Origin of the sequence: Mycobacterium triplex (genome assembly GCF_000689255.1) — a bacterium.
GTDB classification, from domain to species: domain Bacteria; phylum Actinomycetota; class Actinomycetes; order Mycobacteriales; family Mycobacteriaceae; genus Mycobacterium; species Mycobacterium triplex.
This window is the reverse complement of record NZ_HG964446.1, coordinates 2,370,974-2,385,872: the sequence shown is the minus strand read 5'-3', so window position 1 is coordinate 2,385,872 and position 14,899 is coordinate 2,370,974. Positions and strand designations below refer to the sequence as shown.

Genomic DNA, 14,899 nt, shown 5'->3' with positions numbered 1-14,899 from the left:
ATTTCGCAGCTATGTCTTGAAGGGAAACCTCATGTTTTCACAGTGCTCGACTGCCCTCGAAGTGAGATAGCAGTGGATTTCGCAGCTCGACCGCCGGAGATCAACTCGGGGCTGATGTTTTCGGGCCCCGGCTCATGGTCGATGATGAACGCCGCCACGACATGGGAGGGTCTGGCGGTGAGCCTGAATAACGCAGCGGCGCAATGTGGTTCGGTGACCTCGAAGCTCAAGCCCGGGACGACGTCCTATCCTGAATGGCTGAATTGCATTGCCGCACAAGCCGAGCGGACGGCCGCTCAGGCCAAGTCGGCCGCCGGCGCCTTCCAGCTGGCGTTGGCGGCGATGGTGCCCCCTGGGGCGATCCAGGCCAACCGCGTGCTGTGCACCTGGCTGGCAAAGACGAACTGTCTGGGCCAATTGAGCCCGGCGATCGCGGACGCCGAGAGCGATTACGACCAGATGTGGGCCCAGGACGTCGACACGATGTACGCCTATGCCCGGGCCTGCGCCGATGCCGCGACGGTGACGCCGTTCGCACCACCGCCGCATTCCGGGCATGGCAGCCGCGAACCGAAGGCGGCACCGGACGTCATTTCGACTGGCCGGCAAGTGATCTCAGCGATTCCCCACGCTCTCGATGCGCTGTGCGCGGCACCACCGACGACGTTCGATGCGTTCCTGTCGCCGGTGACGTCGTCGCTGTCGAAGCTCGGTTCGCTGTGCGCGCCGTCGGATTTCGCGATCAACCACCTGAACTCCCGGAACAAGAGCGCAGCGCTGAAAAGCGCGGCAATCTTGTCGTCCCGCTTGCCGAACCGCAGTCGCGATGCGGTGTCGGGCCTTGCGCGCGCCGCGTCGATCGGGCCACTTTCGGTGCCGCAGAGCTGGATCGCCAAGACGCCACGCCCAGTCCCCCTGCACCGCGGTTGGTGTTACGAGCCAATGCATTTGGTGGCAACCGGTGAGCCGCCGAAGTGGCCGCAGACCCGTTAGCGGCGAGACGCGGTCCGCGTGCTCGACGCGTAGGAGCTCGCGGCATCGACGATCGCCTGGAACAGCCGTAGGTCGTCGAGGAACTGCTCGGGATGCCACTGCACCGAGACCACGAAGTCGTCCCCGGGTACTTCCAGCCCCTCGACGACACCGTCGGCGTCCCAGGCGCTGACGATCAGGCCGTCACCGACCTTGTCCACGGCCTGGTGGTGATAGCACCACGCATCGGCGGTGGGCCCGAGCAGCCCGGCAAGCCTGGTGCCCGCGACCGTGGTGACCGGCAGCTTGGTGAAGCGCCCATAGCCCGCGTGATGCCCGCGGTGTCCGAGCACGTCGGGCAGATGCTGATGCAGCGTCCCGCCGAACGCGACGTTGAGCATCTGGGTGCCGCGGCAGATGCCCAGCACCGGCAGCCCGCGGTCCAGCGCGCCCCGCAACAACGCGAATTCGAACGCGTCACGCATCGTGCGGGGCGCGTCGGTCTTGGGATGCGGTTGCTGGCCGTAGGCGGCCGGGTCGACGTCATACCCCCCGGTGATCACCAACCCGTCCAGGTGGTCGAGCACGCTCTCGGCGATGTCGTGGTCCACCGGCTGCGGCGGCAGCAGCACCGCGATGCCGCCCGCCTTGATGACGCCCTCGAAATAGTTGGCGCCCAGATATCCCGCCGGGATGTCCCACCCGTCGGACTGCACTTGCTCGAGATAACTGGTCAGGCCGATCACCGGCCGACGCATTCCAGAGGCGTTCACGCCCCACGCATCCTTTCCTTGACTGCGCGACCACGTTGTCGCCGAACAACGCCCCTATGACTGCGCGCCGACCCGGTCCTACCAGGTGCTGGTGCGCAAGACGATCTCGGCTGCCAGTTGCGCGGTCGACTCCTGGGCACTGCGCCGTCCGAGCATGTCCACGCTGCGGTAGTCGGCGTAGACGAACCGCTGGCTGTTGCGGGCGACCGTCCGGCCGCCCGGCGTGCTGACCAGCACCGTGGTGCCGATCTCGACCGGCGGGCAGTGGCCGTCGCGAACCACGCCGTTGACGTCGGCCACGCACGGATGACCGCGGTCCACGACGACCAGGCCGACGAATCGGCCCAGCTTGGTCGCCGCGAGTTCCCAGGCGATGTCGCCGCCGGCGCGGTCGCCCACCACCACGGCCCAGCCGACGCCCAGGCCGTCGAGAATGCCGATCACCGACTTCGGGGTCAGCCGCGGGTCCAGGCCGATGACGATGGTGCGCAGCGACGCGGTGTGGAGGCGCTCGCAGACCGCGTCATAGGCGGCCAACTCCCGCTGCTCATCGCCGAGGATGACGACGACGACACCCTTCTCAGGACCGGACACGCGCACCGGGACGGGAAACCCGTCGAGCGTGGTCATCATCGAGGGCACTTACGCACGCTACAGCCAATATTGGCACCGCGCGAGGTTTCTCCCGCCGCCCCCACGAGCCGGCGGACCTACGGCCGCAGCCGGCTTGCGATCTGCGGTCGCGGCGGCGGGCCGTCGAGCAGGCCGACGACGGCGTCGATATCGAGGTGAGACGCCAGCAACTCGGCGGCCACATCCAGCTGCGCGTCGCGTCGCGCCGCGACGTCGGTGTCGTCGGCGACAACGAACTTCGTCCGCCCGGCGGCAGCCGCCACGCGGCTCAGCCACGCCCGCCGGAAGTCGTCGTTGTCCAGCAGGCCGTGCCAATGCGTGCCGAAGACCGCGCCGCGCGCGATGCCGTGGGGCTGCGCATCGACATCGAACCAGGCCGCCTCGCCGCATCGGATGACCTGCCCGTGGTGGATTTCGTAGCCGGCCAGCGGGTGCTGCCAGCGCCGCAACGTCTTGTGCTCGCCGAAGACGATGTCGGCGTCCAGCAGCCCGAGCCCGGCCACTTCGCCGCTGCCGGACTCCACCGTGTCCTGGATACGCCGGCACAGCATCTGCAAACCGCCGCAGATCCCCAGCACCGGCTTGCCGGCCGTTGCGTGCTCGGCGATCGCGGCGGCCAGGCCGCGCTCGCGCAGCCAGTGCAGGTCGGCGACGGTCGCTTTGCTGCCCGGAATCACCACCAGGTCGGCGTCGGCAAGGTCGGCCGGGTCGCTGATCCAGCGCACCCGCACGCCCGGCTCGCAGGCCAGCGCCTCGATGTCGGTCGAGTTGGAGATCCGGGGCAGCCGCACGGCGGCGACCGTCAACCACTCGCCGCCCCGCGGCGGCGCCGGCCGGCCGACGACGGAATGTGCGAGCGCCGACAGCGAGTCCTCGGCGTCCAGCCAGAGTTCGTCGGCGTAGGGCACCACTCCGTAGGTGGGACGGCCGGTCAGCTCGAGAAGTTGGCGCAGCCCGGGTTCCAGCAGCGCGGGGTCGCCGCGGAATTTGTTGACGATGAAGCCCGCGATCAGCGCCTGGTCTCTCGCCTCGAGCACCGCGACGGTGCCGAACAGATGCGCCAGCAAGCCGCCGCGGTCGATGTCGCCGACCAGGACGACCGGCAGGTTCGCGGCCCGGGCCAATCCCATGTTGGCCAAATCCGTGGCGCGCAGGTTGATTTCGGCCGGCGATCCGGCGCCTTCACAGATCACCACATCGAATTCGTCACGCAGCGAAGCCAACTCGTCGGCGACGACTTTCGCGAGCCGGTCGCGATGTTCGAAATAGCCCGCGGCGGTGACGGAGTCGGCGACGCGGCCCCGGATCACCAGCTGTGATGTCCGGTCGCTGCCCGGCTTGAGCAGGATCGGGTTGAACCGCACACTGGGCTCCAGTCCCGCCGCGCGGGCCTGGATCGCCTGAGCCCGGCCGATTTCGCCGCCCTCGACGGTGACCGCGGAATTGTTCGACATGTTCTGCGCCTTGAAGGGCGCGACGCGGACGCCGTCGCGGGCCAGCAACCGGCACAAGCCCGCGACGAGCACCGATTTCCCGGCATCGGAGCTGGTGCCCGCGACCAGCAGAGCGCCGTTCAAGGGTTCACGGCAGGGTGAGGATCTCGGCGCCGGTGTCGGTGACCAGCAGGGTGTGCTCGAACTGCGCGGTCCACTTGCGGTCCTTGGTGACCACGGTCCAGCCGTCGTCCCAGATCTCGTAGTCCAGCGCGCCGAGATTGATCATCGGCTCGATGGTGAACGTCATGCCCGGCTGAATCTCGGTGGTGACCGATGGTTGGTCGTAGTGCAGCACGACCAGTCCGTTGTGGAAGGTGGTGCCGATTCCGTGTCCGGTGAAGTCGCGAACTACGTTGTACCCGAACCGATTCGCGTATGCCTCGATAACACGGCCGACGACGGACAGCGCGCGCCCGGGTTTGACGGCGTTGATCGCCCGCATCGTCGCCTCCCGGGTCCGCTCGACGAGCAGCCGGTGTTCCTCGGACACATCGCCGGCCAAAAACGTCGCATTGGTGTCACCGTGCACGCCGTCGATGTAGGCGGTGACGTCGATGTTGACGATGTCGCCGTCCTCGACCACCGTCGAGTCGGGGATGCCGTGGCAGATCACCTCGTTGAGCGACGTGCAGCACGACTTCGGGTAGCCCTTGTAGCCCAGCGTCGAGGGGTAGGCGCCGTTGTCGACCATGTATTCGTGGGCGATGCGGTCGAGTTGGTCGGTCGTGACGCCGGGGGCGACGGCCTTGCCCGCCTCCTGCAGCGCGGCGGCCGCGATCCGGCCCGCGACGCGCATCTTCTCGATCACCTCGGGTGTCTGCACCCACGGCTCGGTGCCCTCCTTGGCCGTCGGCTTCCAGGCGTACTCGGGGCGCGGGATGCGGTTGGGCACCGGCAGAGTCGGGGACAACACGCCGGGCGAAAGCGCGGTGCGAACAGGCATCCCACTAGCTTAATCGCAGGCCGCGCGCCCACGTCGGCCGTAGCGAGTGCCGCACACTCGAGGCCGTCAGGCTCCGCGGCGACGCAGCAGCGAGCGGCGCGGTCCCCGGATCGTCACCGAACCGCACACCACCCGCCCGGTCAGCACCACATGCGGCCTGCCCTCGCCGGGGGCATCCTTGCGCCGGTCGCGCGCACTGCCACCGTAGACCTCGACATCGTCGATCGAGGCGCTGGCGCCATCGGGTAGCCAGATGTCGACCGAGCCGAACCGGACATCGAGCTCGACAACCACCACCGGCCCGGCGAAACGGGCCTTGGTGAGCTCGAGTTTGACCGATCCCAGCCGGCGTACCAGCGCTAACCGGGTGGGCACCGTCCATTCGCCGTGCCGTCGCAGCGAGCCGGCCCAGCCGCGCAGTTCGACCCGGTCGGCCGCCGAGGTGACGATCGCGCCGGGCCCGGGCAGGTCTCCGACCAGGCCGTCCAGCTCGCCCTGGGTGCGCGCGTAGGACACCCGCGACGAGCGCTGCTCGAACTCGTCGATATCGATCAGCCCGAGCGCAACCGCGTTGTGCAGTCGGCGCATCGTTCCGTTGCGGTCCGCGTCGGACACGCGCAACGTCACCATGTCCCCGCCGGTATCCGTCATGTTCGCAATTTACCGCTGTCGCGGCCCGGCGCTTCAGGCCAGATAACCGGGCGGCATCGACTCGAACATGAATTTGGTCATCCGGACCGCCCACTCCGAGCTGCCACCCCCGACGATCAGCGCCGCGAAGGCCAGATCGCCGCGGTATCCGGCGAACCAGGAGTGCGACCCGCCGGGGAACTCCGCCTCCCCGGTTTTCCCGTAGATCTCGCCGCAGCCGTTGATCTCCTTGGCGGTCCCGTTGGTCACCACCAGCCGCATCATCGGCCGCAGCGCGTCGATCATCTTCGGGCTGATCGGGGTGCTATCGCCCTCGACCGTCGTCGGATGGCCCGCAATCAGTTGCGGCACAGGCGTTTTCCCGGCGGCGACGGTGGCCGCCACCAGGGCCATGCCGAACGGACTGGCCAGCACCCGGCCCTGGCCGAAGCCGTCTTCGGTGCGCTCGGCCAGGTCGACCGTCGGCGGCACCGACCCGGTCACCGTGGTGATGCCGTCGACCGTGTAGTCGAGCCCGATCCCGTACTGGGACGCCGTCTGCGTCAAACCCCGGGGCGGCATCTTGCTGCTCAGCTCGGCAAACGTGGTGTTGCACGAACTGGCGAACGCGCGTGACATCGACACCACGCCGAGGTCGAAGCCGCCGTAGTTCGGCACCGTGCGGTGCCCGATGTCGATATGGCCCGGGCACCCGACCATCGAGTTCGGCGTGGCCATGTCGCGGTCGACGGCCGCGCCGGCGGTGATCATCTTGAACGTCGACCCGGGCGGAAACAGGCCGTTGGTGGCGGGCAGCCCGTCGGCGTCGGCCGCGCCGTTCTGGGCGATCGCGAGGATCTCCCCCGTCGACGGCTTGATCGCGACGATCATCGCCTTGCCGCCCTTGTTGTCCACCGCGCGCTGCGCGGCGTTCTGCACCACCCGGTCCAGGGTGATCGACACCGACGGGGCCGGCGCCCCCTCGACCTCGTGCAGCACCGCGACGTCGACGTTGTTCTGGTTGACGCTGACCACTCGCCAGCCGGCCTGACCGTCGAGTTGGTCGATCACGGCCTTCTTGACTTCGCTGATGACGGCGGGCGCGAAATGCGGGTCGGTCGGCAGCATGTCGGCCTGGGGAGTGACCACGATGCCGGGCAGTCTGCCGATGATGGGAAACACCTTGTCGTTGTCGGCCGGCAGCAGCGTGACGCCCAGGTCCACCTGGTCGGGCGTCGAGCTGGCCCGCTCGGCCAGCAGCTGCGGGTCGGTCAGCGTGTCGTTGAACGGCCGCAGCACGTCGACGATCGAGTGGGTGGTGAAGCTCAGCGACTGCGGCGGTCCGGCTTTGGTGGCGTCCAGCGTGTAGTGGTAGCGGTAGCCCGGCGCCAGCACATCGCTGCCACCGAGTTCGTTCACCGAGGCGCGCCGGGGGGCGTCGGCCCGCAACGCGAAGGTCTGATGCTCGCCCAGCTTGGGATGCAGGCCGCCGGGCGTCCATCGGACCTCCCAGCGCCCCTCGTCGCGGGCCATCTTCAGCTGGCCGTCATAGCTCCACACCCGATTCTTCGGCAGATGCCAGCTGAACCGATAGTTGACCGTGCCGGTGTCCTCGGCGTACTTGGAGCCGAGGATCTGCGCGTCCAGGTGGGTCGCCTGCAACCCGGCCCAGGCCGCGTTGAGCGCTTCGCGGGCGTCGTTGGGGTTGTCGCTGAGTTGGGCGGCCGTCGCGGTGTCACCGACGGCCAGGGCGCGGAAGAACTTCTCCGCGGCGGGGCCCGGACCGTCGGGCCGCGGCGTGCATCCGGACAGCGCGGTGGCGGCGACGAGCAGCAGGGTCCCGGCAGCCGAAACAACTGATACTGATGAGGTTTTTGTGACCATCGTTGCTGATGTTAAGAACTGCGGCCTGGAGTGCGGGGGCGACACACCGAGACCCAACCGTGATGTGGCGCAGTAGGGCTTCCGATATGCCGAATGCCCGGCCGGCCGGGCGCTCGCGAGTGGTGGCCGATAGGTACCGCTAGTCGAGCAGGACGGTGGCGAAGGTGCCGACCTCGGCGAAGCCCACCCGCGCGTAGGCGGCCCGGGCCACCTCGTTGAAATCGTTCACGTACAGGCTGGCGATACGCCCGCTGCCCACGATCACGGCGGCCAGCATCGCGGTGCCCCGCGCCCCGAGCCCCATCCCGCGCCACTCCGGGTGCACCCAAACGCCCTGGATCTGGCCGACCGCGGGCGATTGCGACCCGACCTCGGCCTTGAAGACGACCTGCCCCTGCTCGAACCGGGCCCAGGCCCGCCCGGCCGCGATCAGGCTGGCCACCCGGCGGCGGTAGCCGCGACCGCCGTCGCCGAGCCGCGGGTCGATGCCGACCTCGCCGATGAACATGTCGACCGCGGCCACCAGGTAGGCGTCCAGCTCCTCGGGGCGCACCTGGCGCACCTCGGGATCGAGCTCACACATCGGGTGTTTGGCCAGCGCCATCAGCGGCTGACGTTCGCGCACGTCACGCGCCGGGCCCCAGGCCGTTTCGAGCCTTTCCCACATCGGCAGCACCAGGCTGGCCCGGCCCACCAGCGACGAACAGCGACGGGTCCCGCTCATCGCCTCGTCGGCAAACGCGTTCAGGTCGGCCGGCAGCCCGCGCAGCGGGATCAGGTTGGCACCGGCGAAGCACAGCGACTCGTCCGCGCCGCGGCGGGTCCACAGCTCGCCGCCGATCGCGCCGGGATCGATGCCGTGATCGGCGACCCGAGAGGCGACCATGCAGGACCCGATCGGGTCCTCGTCGAGGACCCGCCACGCCGCGGCCGCGTCGCGCACCACGGACACCCGTCTGTCGCCGACCAGGCGAAACAGGGGTGGAGCCGACATCTGGCGAACTCTCTGTGGTGCGAACTGAAGGGGCCAGTAAGAGAGAACTGGTCTTATCAGCTTACGGTCACAATTGGCGAACCGCTCGCTGTTGCGTCAGGACCGTTACCGGATTCGGAGGCCAACCGCATGGCCTCTTCGATCAGCGTTTCGACGATCTGGGCCTCCGGAACGGTCTTGATCACCTCGCCGCGAACGAATATCTGCCCCTTGCCATTTCCGGAGGCGACACCGAGGTCGGCTTCGCGGGCCTCTCCCGGACCGTTGACGACGCAGCCCATCACGGCGACCCGCAGCGGCACATCGAGCCCGTCCAGTCCCGCGGAGACAGCGTTGGCCAGGGTGTAGACGTCGACCTGGGCGCGACCGCAGGACGGGCACGAGACGATCTCCAGCCCGCGCGGCCGCAGGTTCAGCGACTCGAGAATCTGAATGCCGACCTTGACTTCCTCGACCGGCGGCGCCGACAGGGACACCCGGATGGTGTCGCCGATGCCCCGGCTCAGCAGGGCACCGAAAGCCACCGCCGACTTGATGGTGCCCTGGAAGGCCGGCCCGGCCTCGGTGACGCCCAGATGCAGCGGGTAGTCGCACGCCGCGGCCAGCTGCTCATAGGCGGCGACCATCACGACGGGGTCGTTGTGCTTGACGCTGATCTTGATGTCGGAAAAGCCGTGCTCCTCGAACAGCGAGGCCTCCCACAGCGCCGACTCGACCAGCGCCTCGGGCGTGGCCTTGCCGTAGCGCTCCATGAACCGCTTGTCCAGCGAGCCGGCGTTGACGCCGATGCGGATCGGGATGCCGGCCGCGCCGGCCGCCTTGGCGACCTCGCCGACCCGGCCGTCGAACTCCTTAATGTTGCCCGGATTGACCCGCACCGCAGCACATCCCGCGTCGATCGCGGCGAAGATGTACTTCGGCTGGAAGTGGATGTCGGCGATCACCGGGATCTGGCTGTGCCGGGCGATCTCGGCCAGTGCGTCGGCATCCTCCTGACGCGGGCAGGCCACCCGGACGATGTCGCAGCCGGCGGCCGTCAGCTCGGCGATCTGCTGCAGCGTGGTGTTGACGTCGTGCGTCTTGGTGGTGCACATCGACTGCACCGAAATCGGGGAATCGCTGCCGACCCCGACGTCGCGGACCATCAATTGGCGCGTCTTACGCCGGGGCGCAAGCGTGGGCGCCGGCGGTTCCGGCATGCCCAGGCCGATGTCCACTGTTCGGATTCCTTCGGTTGTTACTGAAAGAGCCTGATCGGGTTGACCAGGTCGGCGGTCACGGTCAACAGCATGTAGCCGACCACGAACACCAAGACCACATAGGTCGCCGGCATCAGTTTGAGGTAGTTCACCGGCGCCGCGGCCACCATGCCGCGGGCCGACCGGATCAGGTTGCGGATCTTCTCGTACACCGCGACGGCGATATGGCCGCCGTCGAACGGCAGCAGCGGCAACAGGTTGATCGCGCCCAGGATCAGGTTCAGCTGCGCCAAAAAGAACCAGAACGCCACCCACAACCCGTGGTCGACGGTGTCGCCGCCGATGATGCTGGCCCCGACGACGCTCATCGGGGTCTGCGGGTCGCGCTGCCCGCCGCCGATCGCGTGCACCAGCGCGCCGACCTTCGTCGGGATCGCGACCAGCGCCTTGCCCACCTCGGCGGTCAGGTCGCCGGTGAACGCGAAGGTGGCGGGGATGGCGCCGAGCACACCGTAGTGCGCGGGCGCGACTTTGACGGCGCCGACGCCCATCGCGCCGACGGTCGAGGCGGCCGGCTTACCGTCCGGCCCGTTGTTCAGGTACCGCTGCGTTTGGGTGATGTCGACGTAGGCGGTGATCGGGGTGCCGTCGCGCTCGACGACGACCGGGACGGTGCCGTGCAGCTTGCGGATCGCGGCGGCCATGTCGTCGAAGGTGGACACCTTGGTGTCGCCGACCTTGACGACGACGTCGCCGGGGCGGATGCCGGCCAGCGCGGCCGGTCCGGGACCCGTGCAATCCCCGATCTTGCCCGGTGCGACTTCCGGTGCGATACAAGCGGTTTCGCCGACGATCGCCTGGGTGGGCGGGTGCAGGTTGGGCAAACCCCAGATCAGCGCGATCACGTAGATCAGGGCCACGCAGATGATGAAGTTCATGCCCGGGCCGGCGAACAGCACCGCGACCCGCTTCCACGTCGTCTGCTTGTACATGGCCCGGTCGGTCTCGTCGGGGGCCAGGTCCTCGACCGGGGTCATCCCGGCGATGTCGCAGAAGCCGCCCAGCGGCACGGCCTTGACGCCGTACTCGGTCTCACCGCGACGGGTCGACCACAGCGTGGGGCCGAAGCCGACGAAATAGCGGCGCACCTTCATGCCGGTGGCACGCGCCACCCACATGTGGCCGCACTCGTGCAGAGCCACCGAGATCAGGATGGCCAGCGCGAAGAGCACAATGCCGATTGCGAACATCATCAGCCGCTAGGACCTCTCTAAGACCATGGTGGCGACCGCGCGCTGCGCTCGCTCCCGCGCCCAGCGCTGCGCGTCTAGTACCTCATCCACGTTAGCCGGTGTTACGGCCCATTGGTCGGCGGCACTCAGCACGTCGGCGATTGTTCTGACGATGGCCGCAAAGCCGATGCGGCCCTCCAGGAAGGCCGCCGCGGCTTCTTCATTGGCGGCGTTGTAGACCGCGGTCATGCAGCCGCCGGTCTCACCGGCGTGCCGGGCCAGCTCGACGGCCGGGAAAACGTCGCTGTCCAGCGGCTCGAATTCCCAGCTAGAGGCGGTGGTGAAGTCGCAATGCGCGGCTGCCCCCGGCACCCGCCGCGGCCAGCCCAGCGCCAGCGAGATGGGCAGCTTCATGTCCGGGGGGCTGGCCTGGGCGATCGTGGAGCCGTCGATGAACGTGACCATTGAATGAACAATCGACTGGGGGTGCACGACGACCTCGATGCGGTCGTAGGGCACGCCGAACAGCAGATGGGTTTCGATGAGCTCGAGGCCCTTGTTCACCAGCGAGGCCGAGTTCAGGGTGTTCATCGGGCCCATCGACCAGGTCGGATGCGCGCCGGCCTGGTCGGGTGTGACGCCCTCGAGGTCGGCGGCGGCCCAGCCGCGAAACGGTCCGCCCGACGCGGTCAGCACCAGCTTGGCGACCTCGTCGGGATCGCCACCGCGCAGGCACTGGGCCAGCGCGGAGTGCTCGGAGTCCACCGGCACGATCTGCCCCGGCCGCGCCGCCGCCAGGACCAGCGGACCGCCGGCGATCAACGATTCCTTGTTGGCCAGCGCCAGCCGGGCGCCCGAGTGCAGGGCCGCCAGGGTGGGCCGCAGGCCCAGCGCCCCGACCAGCGCGTTGAGGACGACGTCGGCCTCGGTCTCCTCGACCAGCCGGGTGACCGCTTCGGGGCCGCAGAAGGCCACGTCTTGCAGCGCCGCGGCGGCGCGCTCGTCGGCGACGGCGATGTTGGTCACCCCGGTCTCGGCGCGCTGACGGGCCAAGATGTCCGGGTTCGACCCGCCGGCCGCCAGCCCGACCACCTCGAAGCGGTCCGGGTTGGCGGCGATGACCTCCAGCGCCTGGGTGCCGATGGAGCCGGTGCTGCCCAACACCAGCACGCGGATGGGGCCGTCGGCGGCCGCTTCGGTCCTCGGGGAACTCACCCACCCATTGTGCCGCCCGGTGGGCGCCGCGGGCCATGGCCGCAGCCGTGCCGACCCGTCGCGGCGTGTGCCAGAATCTGTGATCGAAAAGACGATCCGATCCGAAGGGAATCGCCGTGGCCAGTACCGAGGTGGAGCACTACAACGGCGTCGACCCGGCCGAGGTGCCATCCGCCGCGTGGGGGTGGAGCAAGATCAACGTCCGCACCTGGCACGGCTTCGGCATTTTCGCCGTCCTGTTCCTGCTGGCGATGCTGCGCGGCAATCACGTCGGCCACGTCGAGGACAACTTCCTGATCGGGTTCGCCGTCCTGGCGCTGGTCATCCTGATCCGCGACATGTGGGGCCGCCGGCGCGGCTCGATCCGCTAGCGCTCAGCGGCCGCTCAACGCCGCGCCCGTCGCTGCCAGGCGCTTACCAGCGCGGCGGCCACCAGCGCCAAAAGGGCCACCAGCCACGGCCAGGCGCCGTGTTCGTGCACCCAGCCGGCCAGCAGGCCCTGTAGCCGCCCGGCCGCGACGATCACCGCGTCGCGGGGATCGGCCGCGGTGTTCAACAGCCGCAATTCGTAGCAGCCGTAGTAGCCCACGTACAGCCCGACCAGCACCAGCAGCGCGCCGCCGATCCGATTGACGAACGGCAGGATGCGCCGCAGCCGATCGGCCAGCGCCGAGCTCGCGGTCGCGGCGGCGACGGCGAGCACGCCGACGACCAGGGTCAGGCCCGCGACATAGGCCAGATAGATCGACACGCCCATGACGACCGACCCGCTGCGCAGGCCCGCCGCGGTGACCGCCAGAAACGGCCCGATGGTGCACGACAGCGAGGCGATCGCGTAGCTGATCCCGTAGCCGTACATGCTTGTCAGTCGCGTCGGCGCCCACCGCGGCCCCAGCGCCCGGGGCGTCAGCGCGGTCAGTTCCCGACCCGACAGCAGCCAAATCCCCAGTGCGACAAGCACAATGCCGATCACCACGGTGGCGTAGGGCAGGTACCGCTGCACGGTCGTGGCCGCCGAGATGGTCAACGCGGCGAACACCGCGAACACGGTCAGGAAGCCGAGCGCCATGCCGGTGGTGGCGGCCAGCGCGCGCCCGAGGCCGGCAAGCGGGCCGGGGCGTTCGGTGTCGCGCTGGCCGCGCACCACCAGCAGCAGGTAGGCGGGCAGCATCGCGAACCCGCACGGATTCACCGCGGCCACCAACCCGGCAGCGAACGCCAGGCCGACGAGGCCCTGGTTCACTTCAGCGCGGCAACCCGACCGGCCAGTTCCTGCTGGGACATCGCCGAGGTGGGGTTGTTGACGAACGTGGAGCTGCCGTCCGCCCGGTAGAACACGTACGCCGGCTGCCAGGGCACGTTGTAGCGGGCCCAGATCGAGCCGTCGGCGTCGTTGAGGTTGGTGAAGTTCAGGCCGTACTTGGAGACAAAGCCCTGTTCCGCGCCGACGTCCGAGTGCCCGGCGATACCGACGAAGGTCACGCCCGGGTTGGCGGCGGCCACCTGCGCCACTCCGGGGGCTTCGGCGTTGCAGAACGGGCAGAACGGCGCCCAGAACCACAGCACTGCCGGTTTCCCTTGCAGGCTGGCGCCGTCGAACGGCGCACCGCTCAGCGTGGTTCCGGTGAACTGCAGCCGGTCGTCGGCGGCCTGCGCCCGAGGCGCGGCGGCCGATATCAGGACGGCCGCGACAAGGCCCGTCACGATGGCCGCGGCAAACATCTTGAAGCGCGAAGAAAAGCGAATCGTCATGCCAACCCCCTTTGCTGGACTCCTACCTGACAACACGGCGCAGCCGACCGCCCGGTTCAGCGCCCTTCGGCGGCCAGCTGTCCGCAGGCGGCGCTGATCTCGCGGCCCCGGGTGTCGCGGACCGTGCAGGAGACGCCCTTTGCCCGGACCCGCCGGACGAACTCGCGCTCGGCGTCCTTGGGGCTGGCGTCCCAATCGCTGCCCGGCGTCGGGTTGAGCGGAATCAGGTTCACGTGCACCAGCGGCCCCAGCGCGCCGTGCAGTCGCTTGCCGAGCAGGTCGGCCCGCCAGGGCTGGTCGTTGACGTCGCGAATCAGCGCGTACTCGATCGACACCCGCCGGCCCGTCACCTCGCCGTAGTACCGCGCGGCCTCGAGCGCCTCGCCGATCTTCCAGCGGTTGTTGACCGGAACCAGGGTGTCGCGCAGCTCGTCGTCCGGCGCGTGCAGCGACAACGCCAGCGTCACGCCCAGCCGTTCGTCGGCGAGCTTGCGGATCGCCGGGGCCAGGCCGACCGTCGACACCGTTACCGAGCGGGCCGAGATGCCGAAGCCGTGCGGCGGCGCCTCGGTGATGCGCCGCACCGCGGCCAGCACCCTGGCGTAGTTGGCCAGCGGCTCCCCCATGCCCATGAAGACCACGTTGGACAGCCGGTCACCGAATTCGTCGCGCAGCGTGACCGCGGCGGCGCGCACCTGTTCGGCGATCTCCGCGGTCGACAGGTTGCGCGTCAATCCGCCCTGGCCGGTCGCGCAGAACGGACACGCCATGCCGCAACCGGCCTGCGACGAGATGCACACGGTGTTGCGCTGCGGATAGCGCATCAGGACCGACTCGAAGGTGGTGCCAGCAGGGTCGTTTACGGCCCGCCACAACGTCTTTCGCGTCTGACCGGCGTCGCAGGTGATCTCGGCGGCGACGGTGAGCAGGTTCGGGAACATCGTCTCGGCGATCACGGCGCGCACGGCCGCCGGCAGGTCGGTCATCTGCCGCGGATCGGCGATCAGCCGGCCGTAGTATTGCGCGGCGAGCTGCTTGGCCCGAAACGCCGGCAAGCCGAGTTCCGCGACGGCCGACGCCCGGCCACCCGCGTCGAGGTCGGCGAGGTGCCGCGGCGGCCTTTTCGCGCGTGGTTCTTCGAACACCAGTTGTTGGACCATGACCTGTCCAGTATCG

15 protein-coding genes are annotated in these 14,899 nt (G+C 69.1%); 2 read left to right on the top strand and 13 right to left on the bottom strand.

Annotated features, from left to right (window positions below; all coding sequences use genetic code 11):
- The first annotated feature begins 72 nt into the window (after positions 1 to 72).
- Complete coding sequence (locus BN973_RS11095; protein ID WP_036468094.1) at positions 73 to 993, top strand: PPE family protein; 921 nt, start codon at positions 73 to 75, stop codon at positions 991 to 993.
- Here BN973_RS11095 and BN973_RS11090 read toward each other — a convergent pair.
- The 10 genes from BN973_RS11090 to dxr all read right to left on the bottom strand — a co-directional run bounded on the left by BN973_RS11090 (position 990) and on the right by dxr (position 11,971).
- Positions 990 to 1,718, bottom strand: a complete 729-nt coding sequence (locus BN973_RS11090) for a gamma-glutamyl-gamma-aminobutyrate hydrolase family protein (RefSeq protein WP_407067593.1) — start codon at positions 1,716 to 1,718, stop codon at positions 990 to 992. The genes BN973_RS11095 and BN973_RS11090 overlap by 4 nt on opposite strands.
- Before the next feature lie 105 nt (positions 1,719 to 1,823).
- Positions 1,824 to 2,378 carry an alpha/beta hydrolase gene (locus tag BN973_RS11085; RefSeq protein WP_036468093.1) on the bottom strand — a complete coding sequence of 185 codons (555 nt, stop codon included), beginning with the start codon at positions 2,376 to 2,378 and terminating at the stop codon, positions 1,824 to 1,826.
- A 77-nt stretch (positions 2,379 to 2,455) separates the two neighbouring features.
- Entirely contained in the window at positions 2,456 to 3,955 is a 1,500-nt protein-coding gene (locus tag BN973_RS11080) for a cobyric acid synthase (RefSeq protein ID WP_036468091.1), read from the bottom strand.
- Between the two features lie 4 nt (positions 3,956 to 3,959).
- On the bottom strand, positions 3,960 to 4,817 hold the full coding sequence (gene map, locus BN973_RS11075; RefSeq protein ID WP_036468089.1) for a type I methionyl aminopeptidase: 858 nt from the start codon (positions 4,815 to 4,817) through the stop codon (positions 3,960 to 3,962).
- A gap of 66 nt (positions 4,818 to 4,883) precedes the next feature.
- Positions 4,884 to 5,468: a DUF1707 SHOCT-like domain-containing protein gene (locus tag BN973_RS11070; protein WP_036468088.1), complete on the bottom strand. Its 585-nt coding sequence runs from the start codon at positions 5,466 to 5,468 to the stop codon at positions 4,884 to 4,886.
- A 33-nt stretch (positions 5,469 to 5,501) separates the two neighbouring features.
- The gene (locus BN973_RS11065; RefSeq protein ID WP_036468087.1) at positions 5,502 to 7,331 is read right to left on the bottom strand and encodes a penicillin-binding transpeptidase domain-containing protein; all 1,830 of its coding nucleotides are present in this window, start codon (positions 7,329 to 7,331) and stop codon (positions 5,502 to 5,504) included.
- A gap of 139 nt (positions 7,332 to 7,470) precedes the next feature.
- Positions 7,471 to 8,325, bottom strand: coding sequence for a GNAT family N-acetyltransferase (locus tag BN973_RS11060; RefSeq protein ID WP_036468086.1), 855 nt, complete (start codon positions 8,323 to 8,325; stop codon positions 7,471 to 7,473).
- A gap of 56 nt (positions 8,326 to 8,381) precedes the next feature.
- Complete coding sequence (ispG, locus tag BN973_RS11055) at positions 8,382 to 9,542, bottom strand: flavodoxin-dependent (E)-4-hydroxy-3-methylbut-2-enyl-diphosphate synthase (protein ID WP_139830275.1); 1,161 nt, start codon at positions 9,540 to 9,542, stop codon at positions 8,382 to 8,384.
- A 20-nt stretch (positions 9,543 to 9,562) separates the two neighbouring features.
- Positions 9,563 to 10,777 (bottom strand): M50 family metallopeptidase, encoded by a 1,215-nt coding sequence (locus tag BN973_RS11050; RefSeq protein WP_036468085.1) that lies wholly within the window; start codon positions 10,775 to 10,777, stop codon positions 9,563 to 9,565.
- A gap of 6 nt (positions 10,778 to 10,783) precedes the next feature.
- Positions 10,784 to 11,971, bottom strand: a complete 1,188-nt coding sequence (dxr, locus tag BN973_RS11045) for a 1-deoxy-D-xylulose-5-phosphate reductoisomerase (RefSeq protein WP_036468084.1) — start codon at positions 11,969 to 11,971, stop codon at positions 10,784 to 10,786.
- Between the two features lie 116 nt (positions 11,972 to 12,087).
- Between dxr and BN973_RS11040 the strand changes: the two genes are divergently transcribed.
- Positions 12,088 to 12,342, top strand: a complete 255-nt coding sequence (locus BN973_RS11040; protein ID WP_036468083.1) for a DUF2631 domain-containing protein — start codon at positions 12,088 to 12,090, stop codon at positions 12,340 to 12,342.
- A 14-nt stretch (positions 12,343 to 12,356) separates the two neighbouring features.
- Here BN973_RS11040 and BN973_RS11035 read toward each other — a convergent pair whose 3' ends face one another.
- Genes BN973_RS11035 through rlmN form a run of 3 tightly spaced genes read right to left on the bottom strand, consistent with a single transcriptional unit; the run spans position 12,357 to position 14,883 of the window.
- Complete coding sequence (locus tag BN973_RS11035) at positions 12,357 to 13,214, bottom strand: cytochrome c biogenesis CcdA family protein (RefSeq protein WP_036468082.1); 858 nt, start codon at positions 13,212 to 13,214, stop codon at positions 12,357 to 12,359.
- A complete protein-coding gene (locus BN973_RS11030) occupies positions 13,211 to 13,723 on the bottom strand; it encodes a protein disulfide oxidoreductase (RefSeq protein WP_036468081.1) in 513 nt (170 codons plus the stop codon). The genes BN973_RS11035 and BN973_RS11030 overlap by 4 nt, the downstream gene beginning before the upstream one ends.
- A gap of 56 nt (positions 13,724 to 13,779) precedes the next feature.
- Positions 13,780 to 14,883 carry a dual-specificity RNA methyltransferase RlmN gene (gene rlmN / locus BN973_RS11025; protein ID WP_036468080.1) on the bottom strand — a complete coding sequence of 368 codons (1,104 nt, stop codon included), beginning with the start codon at positions 14,881 to 14,883 and terminating at the stop codon, positions 13,780 to 13,782.
- Between the last annotated feature and the right edge of the window lie 16 nt (positions 14,884 to 14,899).

Excerpts from the sequence above, each read along its gene's own strand:
- BN973_RS11085 (WP_036468093.1), bottom strand. The coding sequence starts at position 2,378 with ATGATGACCACGCTCGACGGGTTTCCCGTCCCGGTGCGCGTGTCCGGT.
- map (WP_036468089.1), bottom strand. The coding sequence starts at position 4,817 with ATGCCTGTTCGCACCGCGCTTTCGCCCGGCGTGTTGTCCCCGACTCTG.
- BN973_RS11070 (WP_036468088.1), bottom strand. The coding sequence starts at position 5,468 with ATGACGGATACCGGCGGGGACATGGTGACGTTGCGCGTGTCCGACGCG.
- BN973_RS11065 (WP_036468087.1), bottom strand. The coding sequence starts at position 7,331 with ATGGTCACAAAAACCTCATCAGTATCAGTTGTTTCGGCTGCCGGGACC.
- BN973_RS11060 (WP_036468086.1), bottom strand. The coding sequence starts at position 8,325 with ATGTCGGCTCCACCCCTGTTTCGCCTGGTCGGCGACAGACGGGTGTCC.
- BN973_RS11050 (WP_036468085.1), bottom strand. The coding sequence starts at position 10,777 with ATGATGTTCGCAATCGGCATTGTGCTCTTCGCGCTGGCCATCCTGATC.
- BN973_RS11030 (WP_036468081.1), bottom strand. The coding sequence starts at position 13,723 with ATGACGATTCGCTTTTCTTCGCGCTTCAAGATGTTTGCCGCGGCCATC.
- rlmN (WP_036468080.1), bottom strand. The coding sequence starts at position 14,883 with ATGGTCCAACAACTGGTGTTCGAAGAACCACGCGCGAAAAGGCCGCCG.